Here is a 16388-nt window from a genome sequence, read left to right as displayed (position 1 = left end):
GCTCACCCGAAAACGCAACTTTTCGGCCATCTGACCTGTCTCATCTAATATCAGAACCATCCATGCTTCGGGGGACGAGATGAGACGAAGCAGACCTGCATGGGCAGCGCTCATGCTCGCGACCACCGCACTCCTGGCGACCGCGCTCCCGGCCGACGCCGCGCCGACCGCCACCGCCTGCCCCACCGGCTGGGGCAGCCAGGCCAAGACACACACGGCGAGTACGACGACACCGGTGACGAACGTCAGGACCGGCCGTCACGCCTGCTACGACCGGATGGTCGTCGACATACCGGCCGCGGCCAAGGACAAGCTCGGCTACTCGGTCCGATACGTCGACCACCTCTACCAGGACGGCTCCGGCCGGCTGATCCCGGTCGGCGGCAAGGCCGTGCTCGAGGTCAGGGTCACGGCGCCCAGCTATGACCCCGAGACCGGCAAACCCACGTATCCGGCCCGCGCCGGCCGTCCGCTGCCGGGCGTCGACCTCAAGGGCTACCGCACGTTCCGGGACACCCGGTTCGCCGGCAGCTTCGAGGGCGACACCCAGCTCGGCCTCGGCGTCCGGTCCCGGCTGCCGTTCCGGGTCCTGCGGGTGTCCGGCCATGTGATCGTGGACGTGGCCCACAACTGGAGCGGCGCACGCGTCACCCCTTGAGGGGCGTCGAGAGGCGCTCTCAGTCGTCCGGGACCAGTTCCACGGGTACGGCGATGACGTCCACGAGCGCGTCGCCGCGCAGGGCGGTCAGGGCGAGGGGGCGGCCTATGGCGTCCTCCAGCATCAGGCGCTGGAGGGCCTGGGCGCTGTTGACCGGGTCGCCGTCGGCGGTGAGCAGCAGGTCGCCGCCACGGAGGCCCGCGCGGGCGGCGGGGGAACCCGGCACGACCTCGACGACACGCAGGCCGATACGGCGGCCGGTGTGCGCCTGCACGGCGGGCGGCAGCGGCGCGGGGATGCCGGCGACGCCCAGATAGGCGCGGCGGACCCGGCCCGTGGAGAGCAGGGTCGCGATGATCTTCCGGCTGGTGCCGTTCACGGGAATGGCGAGGCCCAGGCCGACGTCGGCGATGGCGGTGTTGATGCCGACGACCCGGCCGTCGGCGGTGGCGAGCGCGCCGCCCGAGCTGCCCGGGTGCAGCGTCGCGTCCGTCTGGACCACGTCATCGATGACGCGGGTCGCCGTGCCCGCGCTGGCCGGCAGCGAGCGGCCCAGGGCGCTGACCACACCGGCGGTGACACTGCCGGCGAGGCCCAGCGGATTGCCGACCGCGACGACGAGCTGGCCGACCCGCAGCTCGTCGGCCTCGCCCAGCCGGGCGGGCGGCGGGGTCGGCCCGTCGGCGCGGACAACGGCCAGGTCGGAGAGCGGGTCGGCGCCGATGACGTGGAACGGAGTGGTCGTGCCGTCGGCGAAGGAGGCGGTGCCGGCGTCGGAGTGCCCGACGACATGGGCGTTGGTGAGCAGGAACCCGTCCTCGGTGAACACCACCGCGGAACCGGTGCCCCGCACGAAACGGCCCCGCCCGCGGCGGTGCGCGACGTTCAGTGCCGCCACCTTCGGGGTGAGTTCCGCGGCGACGGAGGTGACGATCCGGGAGTAGGAGTCGAGCGCGGCCTGCTCTTCGCGGGAGCGGTCGGGCTCGGAAAGTGTCTCGGCCACGAGTGGACCTTTCCGCCGGCCCAGAGGCTTGTGCCCAGGCGTTGATTACATGCTTACACCCGGGTCCGCGGGAACGGCGAGGACTTCGCTGCGAGCTGACGCGCCGCCCCGGTCAGCCCGCCTCGTCCGCCAGCGTCCGGCACAGCGGCTCCGCCTCGCAGTCGGGGTAGAAGCCGCTCCACTGGGCGGGGATCTCGCCGGCGCCGCGCGCGAAGACGGCGAGGCGGTCGGTGGAGGCGTAGGTGATGCCGCCCTGGGACAGGTGGGGTGCCGTCTCCAGCAGCCGGGCGAGCGCGGCCGGACCGGCGCCGTACTCCTGCCGCCACAGGGCGACCATCTCACCGGCGCGGCAGCCTTCGCATGCGTTGGTCGCGAAGCCGCCGACCGAGCCCTGTCCGCCTTCGATGAGCCGGGCCAGCGCGCCCTCGTCGGCGGTGCAGGCCGCCTCGTACACCGGCTCGACCGTCGTGCGCCAGGACGCGGCGCCGCCGGTCAGATTGGGGCCTGGGCAGTCGGCGGCGGCCGATGTGTGCGTCGGAGACGGAGTGTGCCGCGCGGAGCCGCATCCCGCGAGGAGGGCGGCGAACAGCACGGCAGCGCGGGCCTGTTGGAGCCGCGAGGGCATGTTCAGCGCCTTTCGCACGGGTGAGCGGTGTCGGTGACGGCGGGTGTGGTCTGGCAGAGCGAGAAGTCGGGCTGCAGTCCGAAGACGCGCCGGTAGCCCGACCGGCCGTCGGAGCTCGCGGGGGCGGTGACCCGGAAGGGCTGTCCGTGGTCGTCGACGACGGTCTGTTTCCTGCGGTCGCCGACCATGTAGGTCAACCGCAGCCGGAACACGGCGTAGTTGTGCTGCGTGGTGGCCCGGAGGATCACGACGCTCTGTTCCTTCTTCTTCAGGGTGATCGTGCGCCGGGCGAAGAACGGCGGTCCGGGCCGGAGTCCGTACGTGTCGCCGTCGGAGACGGCCTCGTGCGCCACGGGGTTGGGCCGGTCCAGGTCCAGCATCATGGTGAAGGCCTCCGAGCCGCCCTGGGACGGGACGTCGAAGAGGGTGCCGGAGAGCGGGGCGGTGCGGCGTACGAACTCGGGCTGGATGTCGAGGATGTTGACCTGGTCGTCGCGGCGGCCGGTCAGCGTCAGGCGCAGCGACCGGGTCCCGAGGTTGACGGCGCCCGCCGAGCGCAGGAGGGCGGTGAAGCGGGGTGAGGCCGCGATGTCCTGCCGGGCGAGGAGGGCGGCCTGTGCGGCGTCGGGGCGGAAGTCCTCCGGGGTGACGGCGCTGAGCCCCTCGTCGTCGAGGCGGATCAGGTCGACCGAGACCGAGAAGTCCGGGCCGGTCGCGGGTGCGTCCTGGGACGAGAGCCAGCCGCCGACGCGGTCGGGTACGGCGGCGATCTGGTCCTGGATCAGGGTGGCCACGCCCACCAGCACGATGGGTATCAGCCAGGCGTGCACCCGGCGGGCGCGCGCGGCGGTCCGGACCCACACAGTGGCGCCCGGTGTGCGGCCCGACGACCCGGCGCGTGTGCGCTGCCCCACCGGAGGCCGTGGTCGTGGCCTGAGCCGTGGTCGCCTGACAGGAGGCACGGCGCTCCCCTTCGTGCTCGTCGGATCCGCGGCACGTCAGCATGCCACCCGACCGACGGGCCCCGTGGGCGAACCGACGGGACTGATCACTTCGCGTGATGGGGAGATTCCGTGACGCTCAGTGTGCGCGGGGTCCCGGGGAGCCGGAGTCCGCCCGGCGCGAGGTGCGCAGGGTACCGACTGTCTTGAGCAGGCGGTCGGCGGGGGCGCGCAGCTCGGGGTGGGCGTTGACCGTGTTCCTCAGGCCCCGCACCGGTCTGCGCCACAGCCGGTGGGCGGTCGCCACCGGGTGCGGGCGGCTGGCGAACCCTTCCGCCACGCGCAGCTCGCGGGTCTTGAGCCAGTCCTTGTACTCCTTGTCGCCGCGCCCGAGGTCCATGAGGGTCACGCCGTTGCGGGCCGCCGCCTCCGCGGTGCGCAGGTGCATCATCAACCCGGGCGAGTAGTAGTGGAGTTCGGGGTCGTACGCGGTGAACCAGGCCGCGAGAACGGTACGGGACCTGGGCCCGAAGTGCGCGGCCACCGGCCGGTCACCGGCGTAGAGCACGGACAGCACACCGGTGAAGTGCTCCTCGCGGACCTGGAACAGGTGGTTCACCAGGTCGACGATCCACGGCCGCGCGAACCGGTCCATCCGGCCCGTCCTGCGGTACTGGGCGGACTTCCACTCCATCAGCCGGTGCAGCATCCGCGGATCGCGCTCGTCGAACTCGAAGCGCACCTCGCCGATGTCGCGTCCCAGGCGGCGTTCCTTCTTGAGGGTCGTCTTGGCGTGGCCCGGGTACGCGCCGCGCAGCCACGCCGCGTAGCCGCTGTCGTCGGGTTTGAGGTCGACGACCGGCGAGGCGAACTTGCCCGTGACGAACCGGCCGAACGGTTTCTGCTCCTCCACGAGATGATCGAACTCGAAGATGGACATCCCGCAGGCCTTCAGCAGGTCCTGGGCGTCCCAGGTGACCCCGGGCCGGTGCACGAGCGCCTGGCAGTCGGACAGGCCCAGGCCGATCGCGCGGCCGACGCCGAAGGCGTTGCGCTCGTACGGGAAGAAGCCGACGGGCGCGCCGCCCTCACGCAGGACCGCGACGCGCGCGCCGCTGCGGTACCTGCCGACCCCGATCGCGAACTCCGGCGCCAGGAAAGGGTTGGAGTACTCCGGCGACTCGTCCATCGCCCGGTGCCACGCCTCGCGCAGTGCGGCGCTCAGCTCGTCGGCTCTGTGGATCGTGACGTCCACTTCAGATCAACCGCCCTTCCGCGGGCTCCGCGAGGAACGTGCCGGCCGTACCGCGGGCCGGAAGGGCGCGTGAACTCCTGCTCATGGATCGCACCGGCGACCTCTCCCCCCGTGACGCGCTGTCCGCGTCCTACCACTTCTCTGAGTATCAGCCGATTCCACGCCGTGTACACGTTCGTTCCGTGATTGACCCCTCCGGTTCCGAACTGTACGGCGAGGATCAAACGTCGCGAAACAGTACGCATGTTGTCAAGAGTGCCTACGGCAACGAAAGCCTGTGAAACGTGAAGATTGCTTCGCTCAAGTAACTCGACGCGACGACCCGCGCGAGGGTGGCGCCCGTTTCCGGACATTCACGGGCCCATCATGTGCGCGACGTTGAGCCCGCCGGGTGCCCGGCTAGCGTCTGGGGGTGCCCGAACCCGACACGAGTGAGGTTGCGATGTCCACGAGACATGTCCTCGCCGGCCTGGCGCTGGCTCCGCTGCTCGCCCTCCCGACGGCCGCGCACGCGACGGCGTACGACGGCTCCGGGGTGCCGCCGCACAAGGCCCGCTTCGATCTGCAGGCCCACCGCGGCGGCATCGGCATGACGACCGAGGAGTCCCTGGAGGGCTTCGGCAAGGCGATGCGGCTCGGGGTGTCCACGCTGGAGCTGGACACCCAGATCACCAAGGACGAGAAGGTCGTCGTCAACCACGACCGGCAGATCAGCTCGGTCAAGTGCCGGGACACCGCGCCGGTCACACCGGGCGACTCGATGTACCCGTATGTCGGCAAGTACATCAAGGATCTGACGCTGGCTCAGATCAGGACGATGGACTGCGGCTACCAGCAACTGCCCGGATTCCCCGAGCAGGAGGTGGTCAAGGGCTTCCGGATGGTCGAGCTGAAGGACGTCCTGAACCTGGTCAAGAGCTACCGCGCCAAGCAGGTGAAGCTGAACATCGAGACCAAGGTCGAGGCGGGCGCGCCCGAACAGACCGCGCCGCGCGCGCTGTTCGTGCGCCGGGTGTACGAGGAGATCCACCGCTCCGGCATCGAGGACCAGGTCACCATCCAGTCCTTCGACTGGGGCGCGCTGAAGGCGATGCACAAGCTGGCCCCGCGCTGGCCGCTGGTCGCCCTCACCAACTACGACTTCCTCCAAGTGGGCCAACCGGGCGCCTCCCCCTGGCTGGGCGGCATCGACGCCGACGACTACGGCGGCGACTTCGTGAAGGCGGCCGCCACCGTCCCCGGTGTCCGGGCCCTGTCCCCCAACTACGGCTTCCCGCAGAGCGGCAAGGTCGGCGACCCCGGCTTCCGCTTCTACTCCGACCGCGCGATGGTCGAGGAGGCGCACGCCCGTGGCCTCAAGGTCGTCCCGTGGACCTGCGACGACCCGGCCACCGTCGAGGCGCTGATGGACATGGGCGTCGACGGCGTCATCACCAACTACCCCAACCACGTACGGCAGATCATGGCGGATCGCGGGATGCGGCTGCCCAGGGCGTATCAACCTCGCTGACGCCCGTGTCCCGCCCCGGGGACGCCGATACGCTGGAGTTCGGCCGTGAACCGGGGGCGGGGCTGGGGGGCGGGGGCGCATGGATCCACGGATGCAGTCGTCGGTGGGCGGATACGTCTGCGAGCGCGAGCTGGGCCGGGGCGGGCAGGGTGTGGTGTGGCTCGCCCGGGACGGAGCCGGACGGCAGGTGGTGGTGAAGTTCCTGCTGCCGGGCAAGGAGTACGACGAGACCGCGCTCGCCCGGGTACGCCGGGAGTTCGGCGCGGCGAGCCGGGTCGGTGACCTGGCCACCGCGCGGGTCCTCGACGCGGACCTGACCGGGCGGCACCCGTACATCGTCAGCGAGTTCGTCCCGGGCCCCACGCTGCACCAGCACGTGGCGGCCAACGGTCCGCTGCCCTCCGGGCGGCTGCAGTCCGTGGCGCTGACCGTGGCGCACGCGCTGGCGCAGGTGCACCGGGTGCGGGTGGTGCACCGGGACATCAAACCGTCCAACATCCTGCTCTCCCCGGACGGGCCCCGGATCATCGACTTCGGCATCGCCCGCGACGACCGGCTGCTGGAGTCGGCGCTCACCACCCCGGGCAGCGTGCTCGGCTCGCCCGCGTACATGTCCCCCGAGCAGGTCAAGTCGGCCCGGGTCACCAGCGCCTCCGACGTGTTCTCCCTCGGCGGCACGCTGTACTACGCCGCCACGGGCCGGCACCCCTTCGAGGGGGAGAGCGACTACGAGGTGCTTGTCGCGGTGTGCGAGCGCGACGCGGATCTCGCGGCGGTGCCGGAGCCGGTCCGTTCGGTGATCGCCGACTGTCTGCGCAAGGACCCGGCGGAGCGCCCCACCGCGGCCCAGCTCGTGGGCCGGCTCGCGGGATCGGCGGAGAGTGCGCGGGCCGAGGCGGACACGGAGTCGCGCATACCGCGGCCTTCGCCGTCACCCCCCGGGCGCGTGAGCGGCACCGGCGCCAAGCAGTTGCGCCTGTGGGGGTTCGCGGCCGGCAGCGCGGCGGTGGCGGTGCTGCTCGCCATCGTCCTCATCACCACCTCGGGCGGCTCGGCGTCGGAAGGCCAGGGCTCGCCCACCACCTCCACTTCTGCGGCCTCCGGAAGCGTCAAGAGGTCCGCGGGCTCCCAACCCCTCACGTACACCGACGACTTGACCGACTCGGGCGACTGGAAGTACAAGGACCCGACCCTGGGGAAGGTCACGCACAAGGGCGGGACCATGCTGGTGGACCCCAACACCGAGCTGGAGGTGTGGCCGCAGGCGCCCTTCCGGCCGTCCGGCTTCGCGGTGCAACTGAGCACCCAGACGGAGTGGTACGGCGGCGACGGCGGGGTCGGCCTGTGGTGCAACGGCTCCGGGGACTACTGGAAGGGCTCCCGCTGGGCGGCGTACCTGACGACGGGTCAGGAGGCGGTGATCGTGCGGGAGTTCCGCTTCCAGGGGAAGTTCCAGCACGACCGGGTCGTCGAAGCCGATCTCACGGACCTCGGCCTGAGGGTGGAGCCCCGGCAGCTGGTCGACATGTCGATGACCTGCGCCTCGGCCGGCGCCGGCCGGATCACGGTGGAGCTCGCCGTCGACGGCACCCGGGTCGCCTCGTACACGGGTGCCGCCTTCGACGAGCGCGGCTGCGGCGTGGCCGCCTTCCACTACAGCGCGACCGACCCGCAGGGCACGCGCTTCCACGCGGGTTTCGAGCGCTTCACCGCGTCGGAGCTGTCGACGCGGTGACGGCGCCCCGATTCCCGTGCGGTCAGCTCAGGTCACCGGCCGGATGCGTCACCGGCACGGCCTCGGCCTCGGTCGGTTGCGCCGACCTGGCGCGCACGCCGATCATCACCAGGGCGATGACGGCCGCCACCAGCATCCCGATGCCGCCGATGAGCGCACAGGTGTGCAGGGCATCGGTGAAGCTCGCGCCGTATGCCGACAGGGCCTGGCCGGTGGACTGCGGGGTCTTGAGGTGGAGGAACGCGCCCGCCTGGATGCCGACGTTGGACACCAGGCCGTTCACCTGCCCCTGGTCGGCGGCGCTCAGGCCGGAGCCGGCGAGGTGGCCGGGCAGCGTGTCCAGGGTGCGGTTGGTGAGGATGACGCCGAAGACGGCGGGGCCGAGCGCGCTGCCGATCTGGCGCAGCGCGCTGTTGGCGGCGCCCGCCGTGCCCGCGAGGCGGTGCGGGAGGCTGTTCATGGCGATCGTGGTGATCGGGGCCATGGCCAGGGCGATGCCGATGCCGAGGATCCCGATGACCAGGGCCGCTTCGCCGGTGCCGGTGGAGGCCTGGAAGAGGTTGACGCAGAGGGCGCCGATGCCGCCGATCACGAGGCCGGTGACCAGGAGCAGTCCGGGCGAGGTGCGGTTCATCAGCCGTCCGACCAGGGGGCCCAGGACGACGGTGAAGCCGTTGATGGCGACCAGGCGCACGCCGATGTCGAGGGTCGAGGCGTGGTGGACCAGGCCGAAGTACTCGCTCAGCGCGAAGACCAGGCCGACCTGGGCGAAGAGGGTCAGCGCCATCACGAGCGCGGCGCCGGAGAACGCCGAGGACTTGAACAGGCGCATGTCCAGCATCGGGCAGGGCGAGCGCAGTTCGACGCGGACGAAGGCGAGCAGGCCGACGGCGGCAGCCAGGAAGGCGATCACCACCTGGGCCGAGCCCCATCCGGCGCTGCCGCCCTCGATGACGCCGTAGACCAGCCCGGTGATGGCGACGATGGCGAGGAGCTGTCCGGGGATGTCCAGGTGGCGTTCGCGGTCGGCGCGGGAGTCGGTGAGGACGAGGGCGCCCGTCACGGCCGTGAGGACGCCGATGACCAGGGCGGGGAGGAAGATCCACCGCCAGCTCGCGTGCTCCACGATGACGCCGTTGAACAGCGGGCCGAGGGTCAGGCCCAGACCGAGGGAGGCCGTCCACAGGGCTATCGCCCTGGTGCGCCGGTGCCGGTCGGGGCAGACATGGCTGATCAGGCCGAGGGTCGACGGAAGCAGCGCGGCGGTGCCGATGCCGGTGAGGGCCTGGCCGACGCAGACCTGTACGACGCTGCCCGCGGTCAGACAGACCAGACAGCCGAGGCAGAACACGACGAGGCCGGCGACGTACGCCTTCTTCCGGCCGTAGAGGTCGCCGATCATGCCGCAGGTCAGCAGCAGTGCCGCGGTCGGCAGGATGAAGGCGTCCGTGATCCATTGGAGCCCGGCGGTGGAGGCGTCGAGCGCCTGCTGCATCACCGGCAGTGCGACCGAGACGCCGACCACCGGCAGATAGGAGACGAAAACGCCGAGGCAGGCCAGCAGGATCGTCGCCGTGACGTGCCGGGGCTCGGGGTGTGACTGCGGGGGTTGGGGCGATGCGTGTGAAGCGATGGCCGACATGGCACCTCATCGTGACGTGTGCGGGCGGAACCTGGCTCGAAATCGCTTCGGACCGTATACCTGCGCCCGTTCCGGGAGATGTCGTCGGGACCGCAACCTAAGCTGAACCGATCCGCCACGGAATTCGCCGACGGGCCGAATGGAACTTCTTTTTCACAGGGCACGCAGAGAATTCCCGGTCATGGCATCCCTGCAGGATGCGCAACCTCAGTTCACGTGTGGCGCACTTTGCGGCCTCGGGCGCGCTCAGCAAGATCGGTGCCCTTCCGGCGTCCCCACACGAAGGAGTTCTGTGCATTCCATGGGAAATCAGGAGGAGAAAGAAGGCGGTTCGATTCAGCGGCGGTCGTTCCTGAGCGGCTCCGTCGCCGCCGCCGTCACGGCCGCGTCCCTGGCGGCCGGCACGACGACCGCGGCGGCCAAGGGCACGGCAGCGGCACTCAAGGTCGGTGCGGGCCGGGCGGCGATCGGCTTCCCGGCCTCGCTCCTCCCGCTCGACGGCTTCACCACCGTCCACGACGACCTGTACGTACGCGTCCTGCTGCTGGAGAGCGGCTCGGACCGCGTCGCGCTGGCCGTGCTGGACCTGACGTCCATCAGCGCGGAGGCCATCGCGGCCATGCGCGCGATCATCGCCGAGGCGACCGGCGTGGCTAGTGCCGACATCGTCGTGACCGTCACGCACACGTTCTCCGCGCCGCACGTTCAGGCCGCGAGCAGTTCGGCGGGGGCTGCGCAGTACGTGGAGCAGATCAAGCAGGCCACGTCGACGGCGGTCGCCGCGGCGGTCGAGGGACTGCGGCCCGCCCGCGTGGGCTTCGGCACCGGCCGGTGCGACGTCAACGTCAACCGGGACGTGCTCACGGCCGACGGCTGGTGGCTGGGCACCGGCGAGGCGGGCCCCTCCGACAAGAGCGTGGGCGTCACCCGCTTCGACGACGCGAACGGCGACCCGATCGCCGTCCTCGTCAACTACGCCGTGCAGTCCTCGGTGATGATGGAATCCGTCATGGCGAGCGGCGACCTGCCGATCACGGCCGACCTCGCGGGCGCCACGGTGCGCCATGTCGAGGAGCAGTACGGCGACGACGTGGTCGGGTTCTTCCTCGTCGGTTCCTGCGGCGACCAGGCCCCGGCCTTCCGGTCGAAGCGGTACGTCATCGACAAGGACCGGAAGTGGTCCCAGACCGACGCCAAGGACGCGGGCTGGATCCTGCTGACCGTGCAGGGCGAGCGGCTGGGCACCGAGGTCGTACGGGTCGCGCAGACCATCAGGACCTCGCCCGGGAGCACGGCGTCCGAGGTGCGCCTGGTGACCGACTCGGTCACGGTCGACACGACGGCCGCGGGTCATCCGACGGCACCGACGAAGACGTACGACTTCACGCCGACCGGCACGGCCGAAGTGCCGATCTGGGTGCTCAGGGTGGGCGAGGGCGTTTTCGTCGGAGTGTCGCCGGAGCTCTCGACCGACACCGCGCTGGACATCAGGAAGCACTCGCCGTTCGCGCACACCGCCGTCATGTCGATGCTGGAGGGCGGCGCCAAGAACATGGCGGAGGCGCGGAGTTACGCTCGGATCACCTACGAGGCGATGGACTCCTCGTACGCGAAGGGCGCCGCCGAGACGGTCGCGGCGAAGATCGCCGACGTGCTGCACGAGCTCAGGTAGCACCTCGGCCGGATCAAAGGCGGGACCCAGATCAACATTAGGTAAGGCTTGCCTAATATACTGGCGCGGCTCTCCTCGTCGCAGACCGGCCAGGGGGGTGTCCCACCCGTGCCACTCGACAGGAACACCATGCGCACCACCCCCCGGGCCGTCCTCGCCACGCTCGCTCTGACTCCCTTGCTCGCCGGCTGCTTCGCTTCGGGCGAGGAAGGGGCGAGCACCGGATCCGGCGGCACGGACGCGCGGCTCAAGGTCGCGCTCGCCGTGCCGCCGGTGCAGGCGCTGTCGCCGTACAGCAACGACGCCACCGTGCTGAGCAAGCTCTCCGTGGCCGAGGGCCTGACCGCGCTCGACCAGGACGGGGCCGCCGCACCCGCCCTGGCGAAGTCCTGGAGACAGGTGGACGCCACCACCTGGACCTTCGAGCTGCGCAAGGCCACCTTCCAGGACGGCACCGAGGTGACCGCCGCATCCGTCGTGAACGCCCTCGACCACGCGTCCGCCGCCAAGGTGAAGCCGCGTGTCCTCAGCGACGTCACCCTGACCGCGAAGGCCGACGACACCGACACGGTCACCCTCACCACCAAAACCGCGGACCCCGTGCTCCCCCTGCGCCTGGCCAGCCCCGCCCTCGGCATCCTCTCGGCCAAGGCGTACGGCGACGACGGCACCGTCAGCCCGGTCGGCACCGGAACCGGCCCCTTCGAGATCAGCAGGCTGAACGGCAAGACCAAGGCGACGCTCGACCGTTACGACGGCTACTGGGGCGGCAAGGCCAAGGCGTCCGGCATCGACGTCACCTGGATCGCCGACGGCACCGCCCGCGCCAACGCGCTGCGCGCCGGTGATGTCGACATCGCCGAGTGGATACCCACCGCGCAGGCGAAGCTGCTCGACGCGGACACCCGGAAGGAGGTGCCCTCGGTGCGGACCGACAGCCTGATCCTCAACACCGGCAGCGGCGTCTTCACCGACGCCTCGCTGCGCGCCGCCGCCCGTACGGCCGTTGACGGATCCACCCTCGTCGACTCGGTCTTCGGCGGGTACGCCGACCCCGCCCAGGGACTCTTCGGACCCGCCGTCTCCTGGGCGGCCGACGACCGCGTCGCGGTGACCGGCCGCGCGAAGGCCGCGACCACCGCCCAGGTGAAGACGGAGACCAAGGGAAAGACCCTGCGGCTGGCGACCTACACCAACCGCGCCGAACTCCCCGAGGCCGCCACCGTCCTCCAACAGCAGCTGGAGAAGGCCGGGTTCACGGTGAAGCAGGACGTACGCGAGTACACGCAGATGGAGGCCGACCTCCTCGCGGGCAGGTACGACGCCCTCGTGTTCTCCCGGGTGACGCTCCTCGACACCGGCGACGCGGTCGCCTACCTGGCCAGCGACTACACCAGTGACGGCGTCTACAACATCGCCGGGCTGAAGGACGCCGAGGTCGACGCGGCCATCAAGTCGGCCGCCGCGGAAGGCGACACAAAGGCCCGGCAGCAGAAGATCATGGCGGCCGAGGCGGAGATCCTGCGCACGGACGCCGTGGTGCCGCTGGTCCACGAGAAGGTCGTCCAGGGCGTCGCCACCGACGTCGAGGGCGTCCTGCTCGACCCGCGCGAGCGCTCCCTCGTCGACGTCGACACCCACCTCAAGTAAGCGCACGTGACTGCCACTTACGGCCGTCCGCCCCGGTGGCGGGCGGCCGCCGCGGGCCGCGTCGCCGCCGGGACGATGCTGCTCGCGGCCGTCGCCCTGCTGCCCTGGCTGTCCGGCACCGACCCCGCGCTGACCGTGCTGCGGGCCCGCTCCGCCGACGCGGATCCGACACCGGCGCAGCTGGCCGCCGTACGCGATGAACTCGGGCTGGATCAGGGCCCGTTGGCCCATCTGCTGCACTGGCTGGGCGGGCTGCCGCGCGGGGACGCGGGCACGTCCTGGGTGTCCGGCGAGGCGGTTCTGCCGCAGGTGTCCGCCGCCTTCGCGGTCTCCTTCACGCTGATGCTCGGCGCGCTGGTGGTGACGGTCGCGGTGGCCGCGCTGGTCAGTGCCCGCACCCTGTACCTCGGCTCCCGGCGGCGGTTGGGGCAGCGGCGGGCCGGCACCGCGGCCGCCGTACTCGCCGCGCTGCCCAAGTTCCTGCTGGCCTCGCTGCTGGCCACCGTGTGCGGGGTGTGGCTGGGGTGGTTCCCGTCGAGCGGATGGGAGGGGCCGGCGTCGATGGTGCTGCCCTCGCTCGCGCTCGGGATTCCCTCCGGGGCGATGATCGGCGGGCTCGTGGAGCAGTCGCTGCCCGCCGCGTTCCAGGAACCGTGGGCGCGGGCGTGGCACGCCTTCGGCTTTCCGCGCGGCCTCGTCGCCCGGACCGCGCTGCGGCGGGTCGTGGCCGGGGTGCTGCCGCAACTGCTGCCCACCGTCGTGGCACTGGTCGGCGGTGCGGTGGCGGTGGAGAAGATCTTCAACGTTCCCGGGCTCGGCCGGCTCGCCCTCGACTCCGCCGTCGCCCAGGACCTCCCGCCGCTCCAGACCGCGACGCTCGTCCTGGTCCTGCTCGGCGTGGCCGCCGGTCTGCTCCTCCAGCTGCTGCGCCGCGTCCTCCTCGGCCCGGCCCTGCGGTCCGGCGGTCTGTCCGCCCTGCCGCCCGCTCCCCTCCCCCGCAGCCGCTCCACGCGCGGGCTCGCCGCAGCATGCGCCACCGCTCTCCTCGCCCTCGTCGTGGCGGGGCTGCTGCGCGACCCCCTCCGCGTGGACACGGCCGCGCGTCTGCTGTCCCCGTCGCTCACGCATCCGTTGGGCACCGACTCCCTGGGCCGCGACCTGCTGGCCCGGCTCGGGCACGGGGCCCTGCGCACCGCCGGGGTCGCTTTCGCGGTCACGGCGGTCAGCGCGGTCCTCGGGCTGCTGCTCGGCATGACGGGACGGGTGAGCGCGGGCCTGACCGAGGTGGTGTCGACACTGCCCGCCGTTCTCGCCGGGCTGTTGACGACCGCGGTGACCGGACCGTCGGTGTGGGGTGCCGCGTGCGCCGTGTGCCTGGTGGGCTGGACCCCGTACGCCGCCCAGACGGCCGCGCTGCTCGAAGAGGAACGGGCCGGCGGCCACACGCTCGCGTCGATCTCCCTGGGCGCCGGCCGAGCCCACCTCCTGCGCCGCCATCACCTGCCCGCCGTCCTGCCCGCATTGGTCCGCAACGCCCTGCTCCGCCTGCCCACCACGGTCCTGGTCCTGGCCTCGCTCGGCTTCCTCGGCCTGGGCGAACAGCCGCCGACCCCGGAGTGGGGCCGGCTGCTCTCCGAGAACCAGCCGTACGTGGAACTGGCACCCTGGACCGTCCTGGCACCGGCGGGCGCGCTCGTACTGCTGTCGGTCCTCGCCGTGTCGGTCAGTGGGGTGCTCAGCCCCCGGGAGGCGTGGGACGCACCAGGCCCGTCTGGTAGGCGATGACGACCAGTTGGGCGCGGTCGCGGGCGCCGAGTTTCGTCAGGGCGCGCTGGATGTGGGTGCGGACCGTGAGAACGCTCAGGAACAGCTGCTCGGCGATCTCGTCGTTGGACCTGCCCTCGGCGGCGAGGGCGGTGACCTCCCGTTCGCGCGGGGTCAGTTCGTCCAGGCGGTCCGGGGTGGCCAGCAGCGGTCCGGGGGCGGGGGCGGTGAGGAAGCGGGTGATCAGGGCGCGGGTGGCGCCGGGCGAGAGGAGGGCCTCGCCGGAGGCGATCGTGCGGATGCCCGCGAGCAGGGTGTCGGTGGTGACGTACTTGCCCAGGAAGCCGCTGGCACCGACCCGCAGCGCCTTGGCCACGTACTCCTCGGTCTCGAACATGGTCAGCACCAGCACCCTGGTCCCGGCGAGCTTGGGGTCGTCGCAGATCTCGGCGGTGGCGGCGAGGCCGTCCGTGCCGGGCATGCGGATGTCCATCAGGACGATGTCGGGCCGGTGGACACGGGCGAGTTCGACCGCCTCCTGCCCGTTGGCGGCCTCGCCGACCACCTCCATGTCCTCGCAGGAGTCGATGAGCAGCCGGAAGGTGCCCCGCAGCAGGGCCTGGTCGTCGGCGAGCAGGACGCGGATGCTCACAGCGTCTCCTCCTGTCCTTCCGAGGCCGCGTGCTGGAGCGGCAGCGCGGCGCTGACCTCGAAGCCGCCGTCCGGGAGCGGGCCGGCCCGCAGGTCGCCGCCCACGGAATGGGCCCGTTCGCGCATGCCCATCAGACCGAACCCGCCGCCCGGCACCGGCGGTTCGGCGACCCTGCCGCCGTTGGTGACCGTGATCTTCAGACGCGAGACGGTGTAGGCGAGCCGCACATGGGCCGTGTGGTCGGTCGCGTGCTTGGTGGCGTTGGTCAGCGCTTCCTGGATGATCCGGTACGCCGTCAGGTCCACGCCCGGTGACAGGGGCAGGGGCTCGCCCTCGGTGGTGACGGTGACGTCGAGCCCGGCGGTCGCGCAGGTCGCGACCAGGTCGGGGAGGCGCTCCAGGCCTGGTGATGGTTCCAGGGATTCCCCGCCGGGGTCGCCCGCCTGTCGCAACACCCCTACGGTGGCCCGGAGTTCGAGCAGCGCGGAGGAGGTCGTGGCCGTCAGCTCGTCGAGCAGCTTCTGCGCCTGCTCGGGGTGGGTGGACGCGAGGTGCCGGGCGGTGCCCGCCTGGGCGTTGGCGACGGCCATGTGGTGGGCGACGACGTCGTGCAACTCGCGGGCGATGCGCATCCGTTCCTCGGCCACACGCAGGCGGGCCTCCTCCTCCCGGGTGCGCTCGGCGTACGCGGCGCGGGCCTGCGCGGACTCCAGGTAGGCGTGCCGCAGCCGGGCGCCGCTGCCGCCGACCAGGGGCAGCAGCAGCCACAGGATCGGGCCGACCGTCCTCAGCAGCAGCATCTCGGTGGACGGGTTGTCCAGGACGACGGTGACCACCGTCAGGGCCATGGCCGTCAGGCCGAACGCGCGCCGGGTGCGCCGGCCGGTGCCGCGGGCAACCCAGAAGAGGGCGATCATGAGCGGGGCCAGCAGCAGCGGAGTCAGCAGATAGCCCCGGGCCGCGATGGCCACCGTACAGACCGTGGCCACCGTGGCGGCCGTACGCGGATGGTTGCGCCCGCGCCACAGGGCGAGGCAGGCGACCGTGGCGAGGAGGAAGCCGGGGGTGTCGTCGTGCGGCTGGTCGACGCCGGGGACGGTGAGCGAGGCGCCGAGGGCGACGCAGCCCAGCAGCGCCGCGACCATGACCGCGTCGACGACGTGCGCGTAGCGCCTCGTGGTCCGGTCGAGGCTGAGGGCCATCGGTTCTCCTGGTGAAGTGCCTGCGTCCATGGTGGCCGACGCGCGCGCGGGGTGCGGCGAGGGCCGCCCGCGCTCGGGG

13 protein-coding genes are annotated in these 16388 nt (G+C 71.8%); 6 read left to right on the top strand and 7 right to left on the bottom strand.

Annotation, left to right across the window (positions count from 1 at the left end; translation table 11 throughout):
• The first annotated feature begins 112 nt into the window (after positions 1–112).
• A complete protein-coding gene (locus tag ABZ848_RS04900) occupies positions 113–658 on the top strand; it encodes a hypothetical protein (RefSeq protein ID WP_360825358.1) in 546 nt (181 codons plus the stop codon).
• A gap of 19 nt (positions 659–677) precedes the next feature.
• Here ABZ848_RS04900 and ABZ848_RS04895 read toward each other — a convergent pair whose 3' ends face one another.
• The 4 genes from ABZ848_RS04895 to ABZ848_RS04880 all read right to left on the bottom strand — a co-directional run bounded on the left by ABZ848_RS04895 (position 678) and on the right by ABZ848_RS04880 (position 4482).
• Positions 678–1661, bottom strand: a complete 984-nt coding sequence (locus tag ABZ848_RS04895; RefSeq protein ID WP_360825355.1) for a trypsin-like peptidase domain-containing protein — start codon at positions 1659–1661, stop codon at positions 678–680.
• Positions 1662–1773: 112 nt separating this feature from the next.
• A complete protein-coding gene (locus tag ABZ848_RS04890; protein WP_360825352.1) occupies positions 1774–2286 on the bottom strand; it encodes a hypothetical protein in 513 nt (170 codons plus the stop codon).
• Between the two features lie 2 nt (positions 2287–2288).
• Positions 2289–3200: a hypothetical protein gene (locus ABZ848_RS04885; protein WP_360825349.1), complete on the bottom strand. Its 912-nt coding sequence runs from the start codon at positions 3198–3200 to the stop codon at positions 2289–2291.
• A gap of 166 nt (positions 3201–3366) precedes the next feature.
• A complete protein-coding gene (locus tag ABZ848_RS04880; RefSeq protein WP_360825346.1) occupies positions 3367–4482 on the bottom strand; it encodes a GNAT family N-acetyltransferase in 1116 nt (371 codons plus the stop codon).
• A 442-nt stretch (positions 4483–4924) separates the two neighbouring features.
• Here ABZ848_RS04880 and ABZ848_RS04875 point away from each other — a divergent pair, with 442 nt between their 5' ends.
• Complete coding sequence (locus ABZ848_RS04875) at positions 4925–5992, top strand: glycerophosphodiester phosphodiesterase family protein (RefSeq protein WP_360825344.1); 1068 nt, start codon at positions 4925–4927, stop codon at positions 5990–5992.
• Between the two features lie 91 nt (positions 5993–6083).
• On the top strand, positions 6084–7727 hold the full coding sequence (locus tag ABZ848_RS04870; protein WP_360825341.1) for a serine/threonine-protein kinase: 1644 nt from the start codon (positions 6084–6086) through the stop codon (positions 7725–7727).
• A gap of 22 nt (positions 7728–7749) precedes the next feature.
• Here the strand turns inward: ABZ848_RS04870 and ABZ848_RS04865 are convergent, their stop codons facing one another.
• Positions 7750–9369 (bottom strand): MFS transporter, encoded by a 1620-nt coding sequence (locus ABZ848_RS04865; protein ID WP_360825339.1) that lies wholly within the window; start codon positions 9367–9369, stop codon positions 7750–7752.
• A gap of 301 nt (positions 9370–9670) precedes the next feature.
• Between ABZ848_RS04865 and ABZ848_RS04860 the strand changes: the two genes are divergently transcribed.
• The 3 genes from ABZ848_RS04860 (at position 9671) to ABZ848_RS04850 (ending at position 14476) form a co-directional block, all read left to right on the top strand.
• Positions 9671–11041, top strand: coding sequence for a hypothetical protein (locus ABZ848_RS04860; protein WP_360825337.1), 1371 nt, complete (start codon positions 9671–9673; stop codon positions 11039–11041).
• A gap of 129 nt (positions 11042–11170) precedes the next feature.
• Complete coding sequence (locus ABZ848_RS04855) at positions 11171–12691, top strand: ABC transporter substrate-binding protein (RefSeq protein WP_360825334.1); 1521 nt, start codon at positions 11171–11173, stop codon at positions 12689–12691.
• A 75-nt stretch (positions 12692–12766) separates the two neighbouring features.
• Entirely contained in the window at positions 12767–14476 is a 1710-nt protein-coding gene (locus ABZ848_RS04850; RefSeq protein WP_360825816.1) for an ABC transporter permease subunit, read from the top strand.
• Here ABZ848_RS04850 and ABZ848_RS04845 read toward each other — a convergent pair.
• Together ABZ848_RS04845 and ABZ848_RS04840 are read right to left on the bottom strand one after the other, a co-directional pair.
• Positions 14427–15107, bottom strand: coding sequence for a response regulator transcription factor (locus ABZ848_RS04845; RefSeq protein WP_360825331.1), 681 nt, complete (start codon positions 15105–15107; stop codon positions 14427–14429). The genes ABZ848_RS04850 and ABZ848_RS04845 overlap by 50 nt on opposite strands.
• Positions 15104–16309, bottom strand: a complete 1206-nt coding sequence (locus ABZ848_RS04840) for a sensor histidine kinase (RefSeq protein ID WP_360825328.1) — start codon at positions 16307–16309, stop codon at positions 15104–15106. The genes ABZ848_RS04845 and ABZ848_RS04840 overlap by 4 nt, the downstream gene beginning before the upstream one ends.
• Between the last annotated feature and the right edge of the window lie 79 nt (positions 16310–16388).

It is taken from the genome of Streptomyces sp. NPDC047081, from assembly GCF_040643775.1.
Taxonomy (GTDB): Bacteria; Actinomycetota; Actinomycetes; order Streptomycetales; family Streptomycetaceae; genus Streptomyces.
Note: the sequence above shows the minus strand (reverse complement) of the source record. Positions and strands in the feature narration are given on the sequence as shown.

What these genes read in the sequence shown, in the direction of transcription:
- ABZ848_RS04900 (WP_360825358.1), top strand. Translation starts at nt 113, where the DNA reads ATGCTCGCGACCACCGCACTCCTGGCGACCGCGCTCCCGGCCGACGCC.
- ABZ848_RS04890 (WP_360825352.1), bottom strand. Translation starts at nt 2,286, where the DNA reads ATGCCCTCGCGGCTCCAACAGGCCCGCGCTGCCGTGCTGTTCGCCGCC.
- ABZ848_RS04875 (WP_360825344.1), top strand. Translation starts at nt 4,925, where the DNA reads ATGTCCACGAGACATGTCCTCGCCGGCCTGGCGCTGGCTCCGCTGCTC.
- ABZ848_RS04870 (WP_360825341.1), top strand. Translation starts at nt 6,084, where the DNA reads ATGCAGTCGTCGGTGGGCGGATACGTCTGCGAGCGCGAGCTGGGCCGG.
- ABZ848_RS04865 (WP_360825339.1), bottom strand. Translation starts at nt 9,369, where the DNA reads ATGTCGGCCATCGCTTCACACGCATCGCCCCAACCCCCGCAGTCACAC.
- ABZ848_RS04860 (WP_360825337.1), top strand. Translation starts at nt 9,671, where the DNA reads ATGGGAAATCAGGAGGAGAAAGAAGGCGGTTCGATTCAGCGGCGGTCG.
- ABZ848_RS04855 (WP_360825334.1), top strand. Translation starts at nt 11,171, where the DNA reads ATGCGCACCACCCCCCGGGCCGTCCTCGCCACGCTCGCTCTGACTCCC.
- ABZ848_RS04850 (WP_360825816.1), top strand. Translation starts at nt 12,767, where the DNA reads ATGCTGCTCGCGGCCGTCGCCCTGCTGCCCTGGCTGTCCGGCACCGAC.
- ABZ848_RS04840 (WP_360825328.1), bottom strand. Translation starts at nt 16,309, where the DNA reads ATGGCCCTCAGCCTCGACCGGACCACGAGGCGCTACGCGCACGTCGTC.